14 protein-coding genes are annotated in these 15,373 nt (G+C 75.7%); 11 read left to right on the top strand and 3 right to left on the bottom strand.

The annotated features are described in order from the left end of the window. Window positions 1-15: 15 nt before the first annotated feature. Window positions 16-354: a hypothetical protein gene (locus ACFCX4_RS08230; protein ID WP_376139818.1), complete on the bottom strand. Its 339-nt coding sequence runs from the start codon at window positions 352-354 to the stop codon at window positions 16-18. Between the two features lie 374 nt (window positions 355-728). Between ACFCX4_RS08230 and ACFCX4_RS08225 the strand changes: the two genes are divergently transcribed. Then, window positions 729-2,381: a cytochrome bc complex cytochrome b subunit gene (locus ACFCX4_RS08225; RefSeq protein ID WP_376139817.1), complete on the top strand. Its 1,653-nt coding sequence runs from the start codon at window positions 729-731 to the stop codon at window positions 2,379-2,381. A 145-nt stretch (window positions 2,382-2,526) separates the two neighbouring features. Here the strand turns inward: ACFCX4_RS08225 and ACFCX4_RS08220 are convergent, their stop codons facing one another. Then, entirely contained in the window at window positions 2,527-2,904 is a 378-nt protein-coding gene (locus tag ACFCX4_RS08220; RefSeq protein ID WP_376139816.1) for a hypothetical protein, read from the bottom strand. A 339-nt stretch (window positions 2,905-3,243) separates the two neighbouring features. Between ACFCX4_RS08220 and ACFCX4_RS08215 the strand changes: the two genes are divergently transcribed. The 9 genes from ACFCX4_RS08215 to ACFCX4_RS08175 all read left to right on the top strand — a co-directional run bounded on the left by ACFCX4_RS08215 (window position 3,244) and on the right by ACFCX4_RS08175 (window position 12,839). Further along, window positions 3,244-3,744 (top strand): hypothetical protein, encoded by a 501-nt coding sequence (locus ACFCX4_RS08215; RefSeq protein WP_376139815.1) that lies wholly within the window; start codon window positions 3,244-3,246, stop codon window positions 3,742-3,744. Then, a complete protein-coding gene (locus ACFCX4_RS08210) occupies window positions 3,741-4,835 on the top strand; it encodes a polyprenyl synthetase family protein (RefSeq protein ID WP_376139814.1) in 1,095 nt (364 codons plus the stop codon). The genes ACFCX4_RS08215 and ACFCX4_RS08210 overlap by 4 nt, the downstream gene beginning before the upstream one ends. Before the next feature lie 245 nt (window positions 4,836-5,080). Then, a complete protein-coding gene (locus ACFCX4_RS08205; RefSeq protein WP_376139813.1) occupies window positions 5,081-5,752 on the top strand; it encodes a cupin domain-containing protein in 672 nt (223 codons plus the stop codon). Next, on the top strand, window positions 5,749-6,897 hold the full coding sequence (locus ACFCX4_RS08200; RefSeq protein WP_376139812.1) for a hypothetical protein: 1,149 nt from the start codon (window positions 5,749-5,751) through the stop codon (window positions 6,895-6,897). Before ACFCX4_RS08205 ends, ACFCX4_RS08200 begins: the two co-directional genes overlap by 4 nt. Further along, window positions 6,894-8,066, top strand: a complete 1,173-nt coding sequence (locus ACFCX4_RS08195) for a hypothetical protein (protein WP_376139811.1) — start codon at window positions 6,894-6,896, stop codon at window positions 8,064-8,066. Before ACFCX4_RS08200 ends, ACFCX4_RS08195 begins: the two co-directional genes overlap by 4 nt. Window positions 8,067-8,094: 28 nt before the next feature. Beyond that, window positions 8,095-8,940, top strand: a complete 846-nt coding sequence (locus ACFCX4_RS08190) for a hypothetical protein (RefSeq protein WP_376139810.1) — start codon at window positions 8,095-8,097, stop codon at window positions 8,938-8,940. Window positions 8,941-9,054: 114 nt separating this feature from the next. Beyond that, entirely contained in the window at window positions 9,055-9,621 is a 567-nt protein-coding gene (locus ACFCX4_RS08185) for a hypothetical protein (protein ID WP_376139809.1), read from the top strand. 64 nt (window positions 9,622-9,685) lie between these two features. Then, window positions 9,686-11,422, top strand: coding sequence for an asparagine synthetase B family protein (locus ACFCX4_RS08180; RefSeq protein WP_376139808.1), 1,737 nt, complete (start codon window positions 9,686-9,688; stop codon window positions 11,420-11,422). 61 nt (window positions 11,423-11,483) lie between these two features. Then, window positions 11,484-12,839 (top strand): aldehyde dehydrogenase family protein, encoded by a 1,356-nt coding sequence (locus ACFCX4_RS08175; protein ID WP_376139807.1) that lies wholly within the window; start codon window positions 11,484-11,486, stop codon window positions 12,837-12,839. A gap of 58 nt (window positions 12,840-12,897) precedes the next feature. Here the strand turns inward: ACFCX4_RS08175 and ACFCX4_RS08170 are convergent, their stop codons facing one another. Beyond that, the gene (locus ACFCX4_RS08170; RefSeq protein WP_376139806.1) at window positions 12,898-14,529 is read right to left on the bottom strand and encodes a PQQ-binding-like beta-propeller repeat protein; all 1,632 of its coding nucleotides are present in this window, start codon (window positions 14,527-14,529) and stop codon (window positions 12,898-12,900) included. Window positions 14,530-14,674: 145 nt separating this feature from the next. On the opposite strand from ACFCX4_RS08170, the gene ACFCX4_RS08165 reads away from it, so the two are divergent. Beyond that, window positions 14,675-15,331: an NADPH-dependent F420 reductase gene (locus ACFCX4_RS08165; protein WP_376139805.1), complete on the top strand. Its 657-nt coding sequence runs from the start codon at window positions 14,675-14,677 to the stop codon at window positions 15,329-15,331. Window positions 15,332-15,373 lie beyond the last annotated feature (42 nt).

The following is a 15,373-nucleotide window of genomic DNA, read 5'->3' as shown; positions in this document are numbered from 1 at the left end:
GTGGGGCGCCCCGGGTCAGCCCCACCACTGTTCGGGGACGGCGGCCGGTTCGCGCTCCGGTTCCCCGGGGACGGCGGGAGCGGGGCCGGCGGTGACGAGGAGTTCGTCCGGGCCGGTCTCGGCGAGCCGGTAGCCGGACTCGCGGAGCACGGCGGCGACGGCGCCGGTCACCGCGGCCCGGACGACCCCGGCGGGCGGCGGCCCGTCGGCGCTCCCGTCGGCGGGCGGCCAGCCGATCACCACCCCCTGCGGGTGCCGGCCGATCCGCAGGCCGGAGGGCCCGTGTCCGGTGTCGAAGCCGGCCCGGGCCAGGTCGGCTGTCACGTCCTCGAAGAGTTCCCGCTGATCCACCATTGGCGCAGCGTAGGCCCGACCCCGCGCCCTCCCGGGCCGCGGCGCGCGCCGAAACGGTTCTCCGCGCCGCCAACAGCACCCGAGCGCAGCATCGGGGCCGCAGCAGGGCCCGGGAGCGGGCCGCCGGCCCCCCGGACGGGCCGACACGAGCGGCCGTACGGGCCGATGGACGTGCACAGTCGGCGCGCTGCCGACAGCATGACAGAGTAAGCGCTCCATCACTTTGAGCAACGGGGCGGCGGGTCGCCGGATCCGCGCGCCGGCCTGCCCGGCACCCCCGTATCGAGAGGTCCGATGATCACATCACTCCACCGGCCGGCCGTGTCGCGGCCGGGCGTCCAGGACGTGCCGCGGCGGACGCCGGGGAGCCCGTCGTGAGAGCCGACCCGCAGCCGGGCCCGCCGCCCGTCACCAGCACCCGCGCGGAGCCCGCCAACAAGGTCGAGGCGCTCGCCGACTGGACCGACGGACGGCTCGGCATCTACGCCCTGTCCAGGTCCAACCTGCGCAAGATCTTCCCGGACCACTGGTCCTTCATGCTCGGCGAGATCTGCCTCTACACCTTCGTCATCATCATCCTGACCGGCGTCTGGCTCACCTTCTTCTTCATCCCGTCGATGGGCGAGGTGACCTACGAGGGCTCGTACGTGCCGCTCAAGGGCATCCAGATGTCCGAGGCCTTCGCCTCGACGGTGCACATCAGCTTCGAGATCCGCGGCGGTCTGCTGATCCGCCAGATCCACCACTGGGCGGCGATCGTCTTCGTCGCCGCGATGTTCGTGCACATGATGCGGGTCTTCTTCACCGGTGCGTTCCGCAAGCCGCGCGAGATCAACTGGCTGTTCGGCGCCGGCCTGCTGATCCTCGGCATGTTCGACGGCTTCATGGGCTACTCGCTGCCCGACGACCTGCTCTCCGGCACCGGCATCCGGTTCATGGAGGGCGCGGTGCTCGCCGTGCCGCTCGTCGGGACCTACCTGGAGATGTTCATCTTCGGGGGCCAGTTCCCGGGGACCGTGATCGTGCCCCGGCTGTTCACGGTGCACATCCTGCTGATCCCGGGCATCATGCTGGGCCTGCTGGTGGCGCACCTGATCCTGGTCTTCTACCACAAGCACACCCAGTTCGCCGGGCCCGGCCGGACCAACGAGAACGTCGTCGGCATGCCGCTGATGCCGGTCTACATGGCCAAGGCGGGCGGCTTCTTCTTCCTGGTGTTCGGCGTGATCGCGGCGATGGCGGCGATCGCCACCGTCAACCCGGTCTGGTCGGTCGGCCCGTACCGCCCCGACCAGGTGTCCACCGACGCCCAGCCGGACTGGTACATGGGCTTCTCCGAGGGCCTGATCCGGATCATGCCCGGCTGGGAGATCGCCGTCTGGGGCCACACGCTCGTGATGGGCGTGTTCGTCCCGCTGATGATCTTCCCGCTGGTGCTGGTGGCGATCTGGGCCTACCCGTTCCTGGAGGGCTGGATCACCGGCGACCGGCGCGAGCACCACATCGCCGACCGGCCGCGCAACGCTCCGGTGCGCACCGCGTTCGGCGCGGCCTGGATCAGCCTCTACCTGATCCTGCTCGCCGCCGGCGGCAACGACCTGATCGCCACCCACTTCCACCTGTCGATCAACGCCATCACCAACGCGGCCCGGATCGGATTCTTCGTGGGACCGGTGATCGTCTTCGTGATCACCAAGCGCTGGTGCCTGGGCCTGCAGCGCCGGGACCGGGAGAAGGTGCTGCACGGCCGGGAGACCGGCGTCATCACGCGGCTCCAGCACGGCGAGTTCGTCGAGGTGCACGCGCCGCTGGAGCAGGACCGGCTCTACACCCTCACCTCGCACGAGCAGCCGCGGCCGGTGGTCCTGCCGGCCGAGGTGGACGAGAACGGGGTGGCCCGCAAGGCCGGACTGCTGGCCCGGACCAGGGCGAAGCTGTCCCGCGGCTTCTACGGCGAGGGCTCCCAGATCGCCAAGCCGACCGCCGAGGAGCACGAGGAGATCACCAGCGGCCACGGCCACCACTGATCCCCGCACACGGACGAACGGGCCCGCCGCACACCCCGAGGGGTGGGCGGCGGGCCCGTTCGTGCGCCCTGGCCGTCCGCACCGCGCAGGGACGTCCGCGAAGGGGCGGCCGCGGACGGACGGCCCGTCGGCGGCGGGCGGCCCGTCAGCCGCGCAGGGCGGCCGGGAGGACGGCGAGCAGCGCCACCCCGACGGTCACCGCCGCGCAGAGCGCGGCGAAGCGGGCGCAGAGCCGCCGGGACTCCGCCCGGTAGCGGGCCGCCAGCGTCTGGCAGCGCCCGACGGCCCGGTCGACGACCTCCTCCGCGTACCGCAGACGGTCGTCGGCGTAGGCGCGTTCCAGCGTCTCGCGGTCGTCCGGCCGGAGCCAGGGGAAGCGGTCGGCGAAGCCCCGGGCGTCCCGTTCGGCCGCGGCCACCTCCGCCTCCCAGGCGAGGTAGCCCTCCAACCGGGCGATCTCCGCCCTGGTGTCCACCACCGGCCGGACGTTCCGTGTTCTCGACGGACGCTGCCTGTCACCCATGACCGCTCCCTGTCCCGTGTGCCGCCCCCCCTTCCCCGCGGATCGCTCCGCGACGAGGAAATCACTACCAGTGACGACAGGGCGGGCGCGCCCGACTCGCCGGGCCGCCGGGGCCCGGCACCGGGCGCCACCCGTGCGGCATCCGGCGCGCACGAGGCGGCGTGCGCCGCCAGGAATCCGGCGCGCGCCGGAACGTGGCCGCGCGGCACGCGCCCCAGCGCTGCCATGGACACGCTCCGCACACATCCGTGTACCATCGGCGATCGACGCGGCGGCCGGACCGGCGCCGGTCCGGCCCGCCCCGGCCCCCGCCCGGGGTGCGAACCCAGGAGGTCAGCCATGCCCGACGCCGGTCGGTTCAGCGAGTCGGGCGAGCAGGGCTCGCGCGCGGTCATGGAGGCGGCGGCCGTCCTGGAACGCGAGCTGTCCGCCGGCCTCGCCGACGCCAGGACCGCGACGGCCCGGTTGACCGACGAACACCGCGTCGACCAGGAGGAGTTCGACCGGCTGGTGCGGCGGGTCTCGGACAACACCCACCAGCTGATCGACGCGGTCGGCGAGCGGGTGCTGGCCGGCACCACCGGCGAGGTCGCCGAGCACGCCCAGCGGCTCACCGCCAACGCCCACGACGTCCTCGACCTCCTGCTGCGGCTCAGCTCGATCGCCCCCGGCCTCGCCAACCGGGGCCTCCAGGACGCCTTCGGCCCGCAGCGCGCGGCCCGGCCGACCGCCGGCTCCCCCGGCGACGGCTCCCCCGGCGAGGGCACCGCCGCAGGCGGCTCCCCCCGCGACGGCGAGGGCACGGCCGGCGACGGACCGCACGAGCGGCCCCGGGGGTGACGGACCCGGCCCCCGCCCCCGGCACCGCGCTGGTCGAACGGGTCCTGACCCGCTACCGCGAGCGCACCGTCACCGAACTCCTGCGCCACATCCCCGAACAGAGCCCGCCCTACCTCTACGACCTGGCCGCCGACTACCCCACCCGCCCCTGCAAGGGCCTGCGGGCGGCGCTCTGCCTGGCCACCAGCGCCGCGTTCGGCGGCCGGCCCGAACGCGCCCTCAACCCGGCCGTCACCGTGGAGCTGTTCCACAACGCCTTCCTCGTCCACGACGACATCCAGGACGGCAGCGAACTGCGCCGCGGCGCGCCCACCCTCCCCGCCCGGTACGGCGTCGAGGTCGCGCTGAACGTCGGCAACGCGACCAACCTGCTCGGCCTGCGCCGGGTGATGGCCAACCGGCGGGAGCTCGGCGGCGAGCTGGCCTGGCGGCTGTTCGAGGAGACCGAGCTGATGTGCCGCCAGTCCCTGGAGGGCCAGGCCCTGGAGATCGCCTGGATCCGGGACAACGTCTGCACGCTGACCAGCGCCGACTACTACCGGATGTGCCTGAAGAAGACGTCCTGGTACACCTTCCTCTACCCCTGCCGCTCCGGGCTGCTGGTGGCCGGGGGCGCGGGCACCGACGCGGCCCGGCTGGACCGGTTCGGCTGGTACCTGGGCGCCGCCTTCCAGATCCAGGACGACGTGCTCAACCTGGTCGGGGAGGCCGAGGAGTACGGCAAGGAGATCGCCGGGGACCTCTGGGAGGGCAAGCGGACCCTCATGCTGATCCACCTCCTGGAGCGCGCCACCCCCGCCGAACGGGCCCGGGTGGTGCGCCACCTGAGCCTCACCCGGGCGCAGCGCGGCCCCGGCGCGGCGCAGGAGGTCGCCTGGCTGCTGGAGCGGATGGCGGCCTACGACTGCGTGGCGAGCGCCCGGGAGGCGGCGGCCGGTCTGGTGGCGGCGGCCGGGCGCGAGATCGAGGCCGTCCTGGCCGACCGGCCGGCCGAGCCGGAGGGGGCGGAGGGCGCCGGGCACGAGGAGGCGGCGGAGGCCCGGGAGTTCCTGCTGGCCCTGCCCGGGTTCGTGGTGGCACGCGGCCGCTGAGCCCCGCCCCGGCCGGCTCCGGGCCCCGCCCACCGGGCCGCCGGGGGCGCGCGCCGCGGTCCGGGAGGCCGGGCCCGGGCCCGGCCTCGGCCCCCGCCCACCGGGGATCGAAGGCGGGCCCTGGGCGAGTTCACCCCGGGTGCGTAAGATCCACCGCGCGACGCCGGACCGGGGGAACCGGCCGACGGGTGATGCGCGTCACCGCGGGTGACGTCGCACAGGTCAACGTGGGGGTGGGGTGGCCGATGTCCGTACGATCCGGCCTGCGGGAACTCGAACGGCTCGCCGGGCGGCTGCCGGCCGGCGCCGAACTCTACCGGCTGCGCCCGGACGGCCGCGTGCTGCTCGCGGACCGCGACGGGGCGCGCGAACTGGGACCGGAGTCCGCGCACGGGCCGGGCGGCGAGGAGCTGCTCCGGTTCATCGACGAGGGCCAGTTCGCCCACTACCTGGTCGGTGACGCCAAGACCTCGCCGGAACGGCCGTCGAACGCCACCTACAAGCTCGGCATCGTCGCCCCGCGCAGCGCGTTCACGCCGCACGCGCACGGCGGCGAGCACCTGGTGCTCAGCCTCGGGCACGCCTCCTGCGGCCTGTACGACACCGAGCGGCGCCGGGTGGTGGACGTCCCGCTGACGCCGGGGCTGCTGATCCGGATACCCGAGCTGATGCCGCACTCCTTCGCCAACCGGGGCCGCGAGCCGCTCAACATCCTGGCCGCCAACACCGGGTACGGCATCGACCACGAGGACTACGCGATCACCGCGGCCGAGGCCGAACGCCGCTCGGAGGACGAACTCGCCGAGGCGCTGCGGGCGGTGGAACGCGGGCAGCGGATCGGCACGGTGGGCCGGCGCGAGCGGCTGGCCGCCGGGCTGCGCAGGCTGGCGGCGGCACTGGAGGAGGGTCCGCGATGACCTGCCCCCACTGCCGGGCCAAGCTGCTCCAGCGCGAGCGCCGGGGCAGGACCTGCTCGCGCTGCCGGAAGGCGTTCGCCCTGGAGCCCAAGGAGAGCCGGGGCCTGACCGACCTGCGGCTGCGGCACACCGTCGGGCGGCTCGGTGACGGCGGGCGGGTCGTACTGACCGTCGAGCAGCTCCGCTGGGCCCATCAGACGCCGGGGCGGCCGGCCCCACGGCCCGTGCCGAAGCCCATCGGGAGGCCGCGCGAGCCCGAGATCAGAGGAGTACTCCCGGTCACCGCGAACCTCCTCTTCGGTGCGGTGGTGGTCGCCGGGAGCACGGTGCTCGGGCTCCAGGTGCACGCCCTCCTCGGTCTCGCCGTCCCGGCCGCCTGCTTCGGCCTCCTGGCGTTCTTCTCCACGGTGCCGGACCTCTCACGGCTGCTGCGGCGCCGGTCGCTGCTGGCCCGCTGGCAGAAGGACGAGCAGGAGTGGCAGGAGGCCCGGGAGCGCGAGCGGCGGGAACGGGAGCAGTGGACCCCCTCGTACGACCTCCTGCCCGGCTGGACCGTGAACGCCTTCCGGAACCTGGTGGTGGACCGCTGGAACGGGGTCTACGGCGGGCTCCCGGAAGGGGTGGTCGAGCACTCGGCCGTCCGGGCCGCCCCGCTGCCGGGCCCCGCCGCACTGGCGGTGCTCTGCCCCGACCCCGTGGTCCGGGCGTTCCTCCACGCCAACGGCTTCCCCGAGCACCACCGGGCGGTCGTGGTGGCCACGCTGCGCGAACTGCCGCCCCGGCTGCCGGTCGTGGTGCTGCACGACGCCTCGCCGGACGGGCACCTGCTGGCCGCCCAGGCCCGGCACGGCCGGCCGGGCGGGCGGGTGGCGGACGCCGGACTGTCGGTGCGCGCCGTGCTGGCGGCCGGGTACCGGGCCGTCCAGCTGCACGAGCACCAGCGGCGCGAGCCGCTGGAGGACATGCTGCGGCGGCTGCCCGGCCTCACCGACGCGGAGCGGGAGTGGCTCGCGGCCGGCCTGTGGAGCCCGCTCGCCGCCGTACCGCCCAAACAGCTGCTGGCGATGGCCGAGCGGGCCACCGAACAGGTGCTGACCCACGGCACCGGATTCCTGACCTGGCCGCTGCCGGAGGTGCCGCGATGATCTGCCCGCACTGCTCGAAGGACCTGCTCCAGCGCCAGCGGACCCGCCACCGGTGCACCTACTGCCGCAAGGAGTTCGCGCTCGACCCGAAGACCGAGGGCCTCGGACTGCACGACGTGCGGATCCGCAAGGTGACGGCGAAGCTGACCGACGCCGGCCGCCTGACCGTCACCAGCGGGCAGCTGAACCACGCCCTGCAGCACCGCGGGCGGCCCCCTCAGAAGTTCCGCGGCAACAAGGGCGACGCGGCCGGGTTGTTCGCGTTCGCGGTGATCGCGCTCGTGGTCGCGGTGGCGGCGGTCGACACCGGCCTCAGCCCGCTGATCGTGCTGGTCGCCCTCGTCCTGATCGGCTTCGGCATCCGCAGCTGGACGCTGTCCACCGCGCCCGCGCCCGCCCGCACGGTGGCCCCCCGCTGGACCGAGGACGAGTTCCGCACCACCGTGCTGGACCGCTGGCGCGGCGTCTACGGCGTGCTGCCGGCCGGGCTGGTCGAGGACGCCCTGGTGCGGCCCGGCCCGCCGCCCGCCGCGCCGGCCTTCGCCCTGCTCTGCCCGGACCGCACCACCGCCGCGTTCCTGCACGCCAACCGCTACCCCGAGCGCCACCGCGCGCTGATCGTGGACCGGCTGCGGGACGTCCCCGCGGGCCTGCCGCTGGTGGTGCTGCACGACGCCTCCCCGTACGGGCACCTGCTGGTCGCCGACGCGCGGGCCGGCCGCCCCGGCCTGCGGGTGCTGGACGCCGGGCTGTCGGTGCGCACGGTGCTGGTCGACGAGCACCGGTACACGCTGCTGCGCGACGTGAACCGCCCGGAGGAGCTGTACGCGCGGCTGGAGCGGGAGGTGCCGGAGCTGACCGGCAGCCAGCGCACCTGGTTCGCCGAGGGCTGGTGGACCCCGCTCGCCGCGCTGCCGCCCAAGCGGCTGCTGGCGATCGCCGACCGGGCCGCCGAGCGGATCACCGCGCCGCCGGAGCCCCGCGACCCGGCCGCGCTGCGGACCGGGCCGGTGCACCCGCCCGTCGCAGGACGGCCGGAGAGCGCGCCGGAGACCCGCCGGCGGGCACTCGCCGTGGGTTTCATGACCTGGCCGGAGCCCGGACCGGACGGCACCACCGAGGACGGCGGCCGACCGGGCGGGCCGGATCCCCGCAGGGGCCCCGCGTGACGGCGGGGCGAGGAAAGGCAGGAACCCCATGACGCTGCGTCCGCTGCTGGACGGCGCGCTGACCGTCGCCGCCGCCCGGGCCGGGGCACCCGGCGGGCTGCGGTACACCGAGCGCCAGCTCTACTACGAGCTGTGCCGGGTGCTCCAGCCGCTGCACGCCGGACCGCGCCGGGTCCCGTACACGCTGGCGCCGCCCGTCCGGTACGCCCGGTTCGCCGCCGCGCTCGCCGCGCGGCGCGACGGGCTGCCCGGCCTGCTGCCGCCCGTCGCGCCCCCGCCGGCCGGCCCCGGGACCGCCGCGGCGGAACCCGACCTCTACGACTACGGGCTGCCCCGGCTGCTGGTCTGCCAGAGCCCGGAGATCACCGCCATGCTGATCGCCAACGACCTGCACCTGGAGGCCGCCTGCCCCGTCGTGGCGGCCGACGGACTCCCGCTCGACGAACGGCTGACCGCGGCGCTGGCGCGGGCCGGCGGCGCCGTGGTGCACGTGCTGCACGACGCCAGTCCGTCGGGGCTCGCCTGCTTCGAACGCGTCCGGGAGGCGCACGGGCCGGCCGGCACCGGCGGGGCGGACGTGCGGGTGCGCTCGATGGGCCTGGTCCCCCGGCACGCCGCCACCCTGCACCTGACCTCCGGCCGCGGCCCGCACGGCTACCGGGGGCCGCTGCCCGCCGGGCTGCGCCCCGAGGAGCGGGCCTGGCTCGGCAGCGGCCGCACCATCGAACTGGCCGCCGTCGCCCCGGCCAGGCTGCTGCACACCGTGATCCGTCAGCTCCGGGGCGGCGGCACGGCCGCGCCCCGCCGCACCCCGCTGCGCCGGCGCGTGCGGGCGGTGCGCGGCAGCGGCTTCCTCAGCTGGCCGGACCGCTGAGCCCGTCCGCACCGCCCGTCCGCGCCGCGCCACCACCGCCCGCCGACGCTCCGCACCGCCGGCGGCCCGCCGCCACCAGCCCTCCCCGTCACGACCCGTGAGGACCCCGCACCCATGAGCAACGCACGCCATCTCGGCTACCGCGACGAACTGCTGGCGGACGGCCAAGTGCACCGCCGGTACGAGGACGGCCGCAGCGAGTGGCGCCGGCGCGGCACCGACCGACAGATCCACTGGCACGACAGCCTCGGCCGCTCCGGCACCGACGAACCGCTCGGCCGCGACCTGGTGAAGCGCCGGTACGCGGACGGCGCCACCGAGTACGGCCGTGACATCGGCTACGGCCGCACGGTGTGGGCCGACGGCCTGGTCACCCTCAACCGCAGCTCCTTCGGCGGACGCCTCGGCGTGGTCGTCGGCGCCCTCGGCGTGGCCGGCGTCGCCGCGATCACCGCCGCACAGCTGCCGCCGACCGCGCTCTCCGAGGCGGAGGAGGAGGAACTGCGCGCGGAGGCCCGGCGGCAGCAGGCCTCCGGGGGCGACGGCGGCGGTGACGGCAGCGGTGGCGGCGACGTCTCGGTGGACGGCTCCTCCGGGAACCACGCCGACCCCGCCTCAGACGACCAGTTCGGCGACTGGGGCGACTCCGACGACGGCTGGGACGGCGACGACTTCGGCTGAGCCGCCCCGGCTCCCGGCCCCGGGCCGCCACGGCCCGTCACTCGACGAAAGGCACCGCACCACCATGCCCCGCTGCTGCGCCTGCGCCGGCCCCGACGCCGACCGGGCCCGCACCCACCTCGCCTCGCTCACCGGCGGGACCGCCCCGAACGGCGCCCGGGCGGCCCTGCTGCCCGCCGAACCCGGCTTCGCCGGCGGCCCGTACACGGTCGACGGCACCACCGCCGTCGGCGAGGTCACCCTGCACAACCGGCCCGAACTGCTCGCCGCCCTCCGCACGGCCGGCTCCCCCGCCCCCGACGGCTGCCCGGACGGCGAGCTGCTGCTGCGCCTGTGGCTGCGGCTGGGCCCGGACGGCCTGCGGCGGGCCGACGGCATGTTCGTGCTCGCCGTCGTCGACGGCGCCGACCTCGTGCTGATCCGCGACCACACCGGCACCCGCACCCTGTTCTACGCCCGCGCCGACGGCTGCTGGGCCGCGTCCACCTCGCTGCGCGCCCTGCGCCACTGGCCCGCGCTCGGCACCGGCCTCGACCTGGCCGCCGTCCGCTCCTTCCTCACCTTCGCCTACCTGCCCGGCGAGGAGACCCTGCTGCGCGGCGTGCACGAGGCGCTGCCCGGCCGCGCCCTGCGGCTCGCCGCCGACGGCACCACTCGCCAGGAGCCGTTCTGGGAGCCCGCCGAGCGCCTGCCCGAGGGCGAGGTCCCGCCCGCCGGGGAGTACGCGAGGGAGCTCCGCGCCCTGCTCGAAGGGGCCACCGCCCGGCGGCTGCCGGCGGACGGACCGGTCGGGGTGCTGCTGTCCGGCGGCGTCGACAGCTCACTGGTCACCGCGCTCGCCGCCCGGCTCCACGACCGGCCGGTGCACACCTACTCGATCAGCTTCGGCGACCGGCTGCCCAACGAGCTGGGCTACTCGGGGCTGGTCGCCGGCCACTGCGGGACCCGGCACCGGATCCTCACCGTCTCCGGCGAGGAGGTGGCCGCCCGGCTCGCCGACACCGTCGCGCTGCTCGACAGCCCCGTCGGCGACCCGCTGACCGTCCCCAACCTGATGCTCGCCGAGGCCGTCGCCGCCGACGGGATCACCGTCGCGCTCAACGGCGAGGGCGGCGACCCGGTGTACGGCGGGCCGAAGAACCTGCCGATGCTGGTCCACGAGATGCACCGGGACGACCCGGCCCCCGAGGTGCGGGCCGAGGCCTATCTGCGCTCCTACCGCAAGTGCTACGAGGACCTGCCCCGGCTGCTCACCCCCGGCGCCCTGCGGGCCCTGGCGGACGAGCCGCAGCCGCGCCGCTTCGTCGCCCCGTACCTGACGCCCGGTCCGATGAACGCACTGCTCAACCAGCTGCTGCACTGCAACCTGCGGACCAAGGGCGCCCACCACATCCTCACCAAGGTCGAACGGCTCACCGCCTCGCGCGGGATCCAGGGCCGCTCGCCGCTGTTCGACCGGCAGGTCGTCGACCACGCCTTCGCCACCCCGCCGACCCTCAAGCTCCGCGGCACGGTGGAGAAGTGGGTGCTCAAGGAGGCCGTGCGCGACCTGCTGCCGGCCGCGGTCGTCGACCGGCCCAAGAGCGGCATGCGGGTGCCGGTCCAGCAGTGGCTGCACGGGCCGCTGCGCGACCTCTCCGCCGACCTGCTGCTCGGCCGCACCGCCCGCGAGCGCGGACTCGTCCGGCCCGACACCGTCCGCACCTGGATGCGCCGCGAGGGCACCCTGCTGCCGCGCCAGGGCGGCAAGCTCTGGCTGGTGCTCACCCTCGAACTCTGGCTGCGCGCCTACGACCTGTGACCGACCGGCGGTCCGTCCGGACCGCTCCGTCCCCTGCTGCCCCGGCCCGGGAGGCCCCGCCATGGCACCGTCCACCGATTCCCCCGCTGCGCCCGTGCTCCACCTGACCGACCCGCGCACCGGCCACCCCCGGGGCACCCTCGTCCCGGGGCGCGCCGGAGAGGTCGCCGGGACCGCCGCCCGCGCCCGGGCCGCCGCCGGCCGCTGGCGCGCCCTCACCCCGCGCGAGCGCGAGCGCCGGCTGGACGCGCTCGCCGACCTCGTCGAGCGCCACCTCACCGAGTACACCCTGCTGGAGCAGGCCGGCACCGGGAAGCCGGAGGCGGAGGCGGCCGGCGAGATACGCGAGGTCGCCGACCTGTTCCGGTTCTACGCGGGCGCCGCGCGCACCGGCACCGCGCCCGCCGCCGGCCGCTACCTGCCGGGGCACGAGAGCTGGGTCCGCTGGGAGCCGGTCGGCGTGGTGGCGGCCGTCGTGCCGTGGAACTACCCGCTGCTGATGGCCGCGTGGCGCTGCGCCCCGGCCCTCGCCGCCGGGAACGCGGTGATCGTCAAGCCCGCCGAGACCACCCCCGACTCGGCCGCGCTGCTGGCCACCCACGCCGCCGAGGCGCTGGGCGAGGACGTGCTCACCGTGCTGGCCGGCGACCGGGAGACCGGCCGGCTGCTGGTCGCCGGCGACGTCGACCTGATCGCCTTCACCGGCAGCGCCGCCGCGGGCGCCGACATCGCCGCCCGGGCCGGTCACCGCCGCGTCAGCCTCGAACTCGGCGGCAACAGCCCCGTGCTGGTCCTACCGGACGCGCCCGCGCACACCTGGTCCGCGCTGGCCGCCGCCTGCACCTACAACGCGGGCCAGAGCTGCGCCGCGCCCGCCCGGGTGATCACCCTCACCGAGAACCACGAGCAGGCCGTCACCGCGCTCGCCGCCGCCCTCGGCGAGCGCGAGGCCGGGCGCGACTTCGGCCCGCTCAACAACCCCGACCAGGCCGCGCGCTACGACCGCATCCTCGCTGCCTCGGCCGCGAAGCGCTCGCTGCCGGGCCCCGGCCGCACCGACGGCCTGTGGCGCCCCGCCCGGCTGCTGGCCGACCTCCCGGACGACGACCCGGCGGTCGTCGAGGAGGTGTTCGGCCCGCTGCTCACCGTCCAGCACGCCCCGACCGTCGAGGCCGCGCTGGCCCTCGCCAACGCCGTGCCGCAGGCGCTCGCCGCCAGTGTGTGGACCGGCGGGCTGTCGGCCGCGCTCGACCTCACCGCCCGCCTGGACGCCGGGGAGACCTGGATCAACTGCCACCTCGTCCAGACCGCCGAACTCCCGCACAGCGGCCGCGGCGCCTCCGGCCAGGGCACCGACCTCTCCACCCTGGCCCTGCACGAGTACCAGCGCCCCAAGACGGTGACCGCCCGCCTCTGAACGGCGCCCGGCCCGCCCCGGTCGGGGTGGGCCGGGCCGGGCACGCGCGGTGGCCCGGTCAGGCGAAGGCCGACGGACGGCCGAGGGCGACCAGGTGGTGGTCCTTGGTGCCGACGTAGATCCGGCCCCGGTCGGTGGCGGGGACCGAGAACTTGCTGACGGTGCCCAGCGGGAAGGAGCGGCGCAGCCGGAGGGTGCCGTCCACCGGGACGGGGTCGTAGGCGCGCAGTTCGCCGCCCTCGCCGTACTGGCCGGTGCCGGACCAGATGACCCACACCAGGGCCGAACCGGTGCGGGTGCCGTCGGAGGTGACGACGGGCGAGCCGGAGAACTTGAGGAAGTCCCCGGCGCTGGTGCCGGTGCTGGTCAGCCGCGGGAGGCCGGCGGCGCTCACCGAGTACTTGAGGGCCCGCAGCTTGCCGTGGTTCTCGACGGTGTAGACGTAGCCGCCGTCGCCGCCCCAGACCGCCGGGTGGCCCCAGACCCCGCCGTACGGGCCGGTGAGGCCGACGACCTTGTCGGTGCCGTTCGGGCCCTGGCCGGTGCCGCCGAGGTCGTCGCGGTCGAGCAGGAAGATCCGGCCGTCCTTGCCGACCTGGACGAGCAGACGGGGGTGGGCGGGGGTGCCGAAGGAGGGGGGCAGCGCGACCGGGCCGCCCGAGCCGAGGTCGGTGTCCCGCTGGTCGAGGGTGGCGTTGTTGACCGGGCTGAAGAAGTCCTCCGGGGCGAAGGAGCCGTCGGACCTCACCCCGAAGCGGATCACCGACTCCCCGAGGCCGCCGGGCGGGCGGTTGCCGGGGCCGGGCGCGGGCGAGGCGCCGGCACCCCGGCCGTTGGCGGTGGTGAGGAAGAACCGGCCGGGGCCGTCGGAGACGAGGCCGCTGCCGGACATCCAGACCGAGGCCCGCTGGGTGTCGGAGCCGGCCACGGTCGAGAACAGGGTGAGCTTGCGGGTGCGGGTGTCGAGGCCGGCCACCGTGCCGATGTAGTCGCCGATGCCGCAGAGTGAGCCGAAGCCGAAGTGGAGCCGGCCGTCGAGCAGCAGCAGCCCTGGGCGCTGGAGGGAGCGGAAGGCGTTGAACGGCTTGCCGGGGGCGTTCACCGGGTCTCCCTGGACGGTGACCGGCCAGCCGCTGCGCTCGGCGCCGGTGCGGACGTCGACGGCGTGCACGTAGTGGTGCGGGTGCTTGTCGTCGGGGCCGTCGTCCACCTTGCTGGTGAGGTAGACGGTGCCGGTGGCGGGGTCGTAGACGGGGGTGGAGGTGGTGCCGACGTTGGGGCCGGGGTCGGAGCAGCCGATGGCGGCGGAGGCCCAGGCGGGGCCCATCTCCCGGTGCCAGACGATCCTTCCGGTGTTGGCGGCGATCCCGTAGACGTGGTTGGTCTCGGTGGCGACGATCACGAGGTCGCCGATCACCAGGGGCTGGGCGAAGACCTGGCCGTTGAGCTGCGTGGAGAAGCGGACGCCGAAGTCGGACCGGTCGACCTCGGCCGGGCTCAGCAACGGTTCGGCGCGGTCCCAGGCGGTGCGTTCGGTGCCGAAGGAGATGGTGGTGACGTCGGCGCGGGCGGTGCCGGCGGCGACCGGGCCGAGCAGGGCGAGGCCGGCGAGCAGCGCGGCGGAGCGTGCCAGGCGCCGGGCCCGGCGGAGCGGGCGGGCGGTGCGGGGCGGGCGGGCGGTGCGGTTCATGGCGCCATGGTTGGGCGGGCCGGGCGCCGTCACCAGCGGGGGTGGTCCAGTCGGCGGGCGGCCGTTCGCGGCGTTCGCCGGACGCGGGGACCGGCTTGCCCTATCGTCGTCGCGGCAGCGGTCCGAGTGACGGGTGGTGCAGCAGGTGCGGTACGGAGTCATCGGTACGGGCGGGGTCGCGCGGACGATCGCGGACAGGCTGGTGGGGCTCGGGCAGGAGGTGACGCTCGGTTCGCGCAGCAGGGACAACGGGACGGCGGTGGCCTGGGCCGCCGGGGCCGGGGAGAACGGTCGTCACGGCACCTTCGCGGACGCCGCGGCGTTCGGCGAGGTGGTGCTGAACGCCACGCCGGGGACGGTCGCGGTGGAGGCGCTGCGGGCGGCGGGGGCGGAGCGGCTGGCGGGAAAGCTGCTGGTCGACCTCTCCAACCCGCTGGTCTTCTCCCCGGAGGGGGAGCTGACGCTGGACCCGGTGAACACCGACAGCGTCGGTGAGCGGATCCAGCGGGAGTTCCCGGAGGCGCTGGTGGTGAAGACGCTGAACACGCTGACCGCGGCGCTGATGGTGGACCCGTCGCGGCTGCCGGGCGAGCACAACCTGTTCGTGGCCGGGAACGACCCGGACGCCAAGGCGCGCACCGTGGAGCTGCTGGGCACCTTCGGCTGGCCGGCCGGGTGGGTGATCGACCTGGGCGACATCACGGGCGCCCGGGCGATGGAGATGACCATGCCGTTCTGGCTCCGGCTGATGGGGGCGTTCGGGACGGCGGAGTTCAACTACGCGTTCAAGCGGGCGCAGTAGCCCGGTGCGGCGACGCCGGTGCGCCCCGCCCCCTTCGGTGAG

Origin of the sequence: Kitasatospora sp. NPDC056327, from assembly GCF_042261735.1 — a bacterium.
Taxonomy (GTDB): Bacteria; Actinomycetota; Actinomycetes; order Streptomycetales; family Streptomycetaceae; genus Kitasatospora.
Note: the sequence above shows the minus strand (reverse complement) of the source record. Positions and strands in the feature narration are given on the sequence as shown.

Excerpts from the sequence above, each read along its gene's own strand:
- ACFCX4_RS08230 (WP_376139818.1), bottom strand. The coding sequence starts at position 354 with ATGGTGGATCAGCGGGAACTCTTCGAGGACGTGACAGCCGACCTGGCC.
- ACFCX4_RS08200 (WP_376139812.1), top strand. The coding sequence starts at position 5,749 with ATGACCTGCCCCCACTGCCGGGCCAAGCTGCTCCAGCGCGAGCGCCGG.
- ACFCX4_RS08215 (WP_376139815.1), top strand. The coding sequence starts at position 3,244 with ATGCCCGACGCCGGTCGGTTCAGCGAGTCGGGCGAGCAGGGCTCGCGC.
- ACFCX4_RS08170 (WP_376139806.1), bottom strand. The coding sequence starts at position 14,529 with ATGAACCGCACCGCCCGCCCGCCCCGCACCGCCCGCCCGCTCCGCCGG.
- ACFCX4_RS08195 (WP_376139811.1), top strand. The coding sequence starts at position 6,894 with ATGATCTGCCCGCACTGCTCGAAGGACCTGCTCCAGCGCCAGCGGACC.
- ACFCX4_RS08175 (WP_376139807.1), top strand. The coding sequence starts at position 11,484 with ATGGCACCGTCCACCGATTCCCCCGCTGCGCCCGTGCTCCACCTGACC.
- ACFCX4_RS08205 (WP_376139813.1), top strand. The coding sequence starts at position 5,081 with ATGTCCGTACGATCCGGCCTGCGGGAACTCGAACGGCTCGCCGGGCGG.
- ACFCX4_RS08180 (WP_376139808.1), top strand. The coding sequence starts at position 9,686 with ATGCCCCGCTGCTGCGCCTGCGCCGGCCCCGACGCCGACCGGGCCCGC.
- ACFCX4_RS08185 (WP_376139809.1), top strand. The coding sequence starts at position 9,055 with ATGAGCAACGCACGCCATCTCGGCTACCGCGACGAACTGCTGGCGGAC.
- ACFCX4_RS08190 (WP_376139810.1), top strand. The coding sequence starts at position 8,095 with ATGACGCTGCGTCCGCTGCTGGACGGCGCGCTGACCGTCGCCGCCGCC.
- ACFCX4_RS08220 (WP_376139816.1), bottom strand. The coding sequence starts at position 2,904 with ATGGGTGACAGGCAGCGTCCGTCGAGAACACGGAACGTCCGGCCGGTG.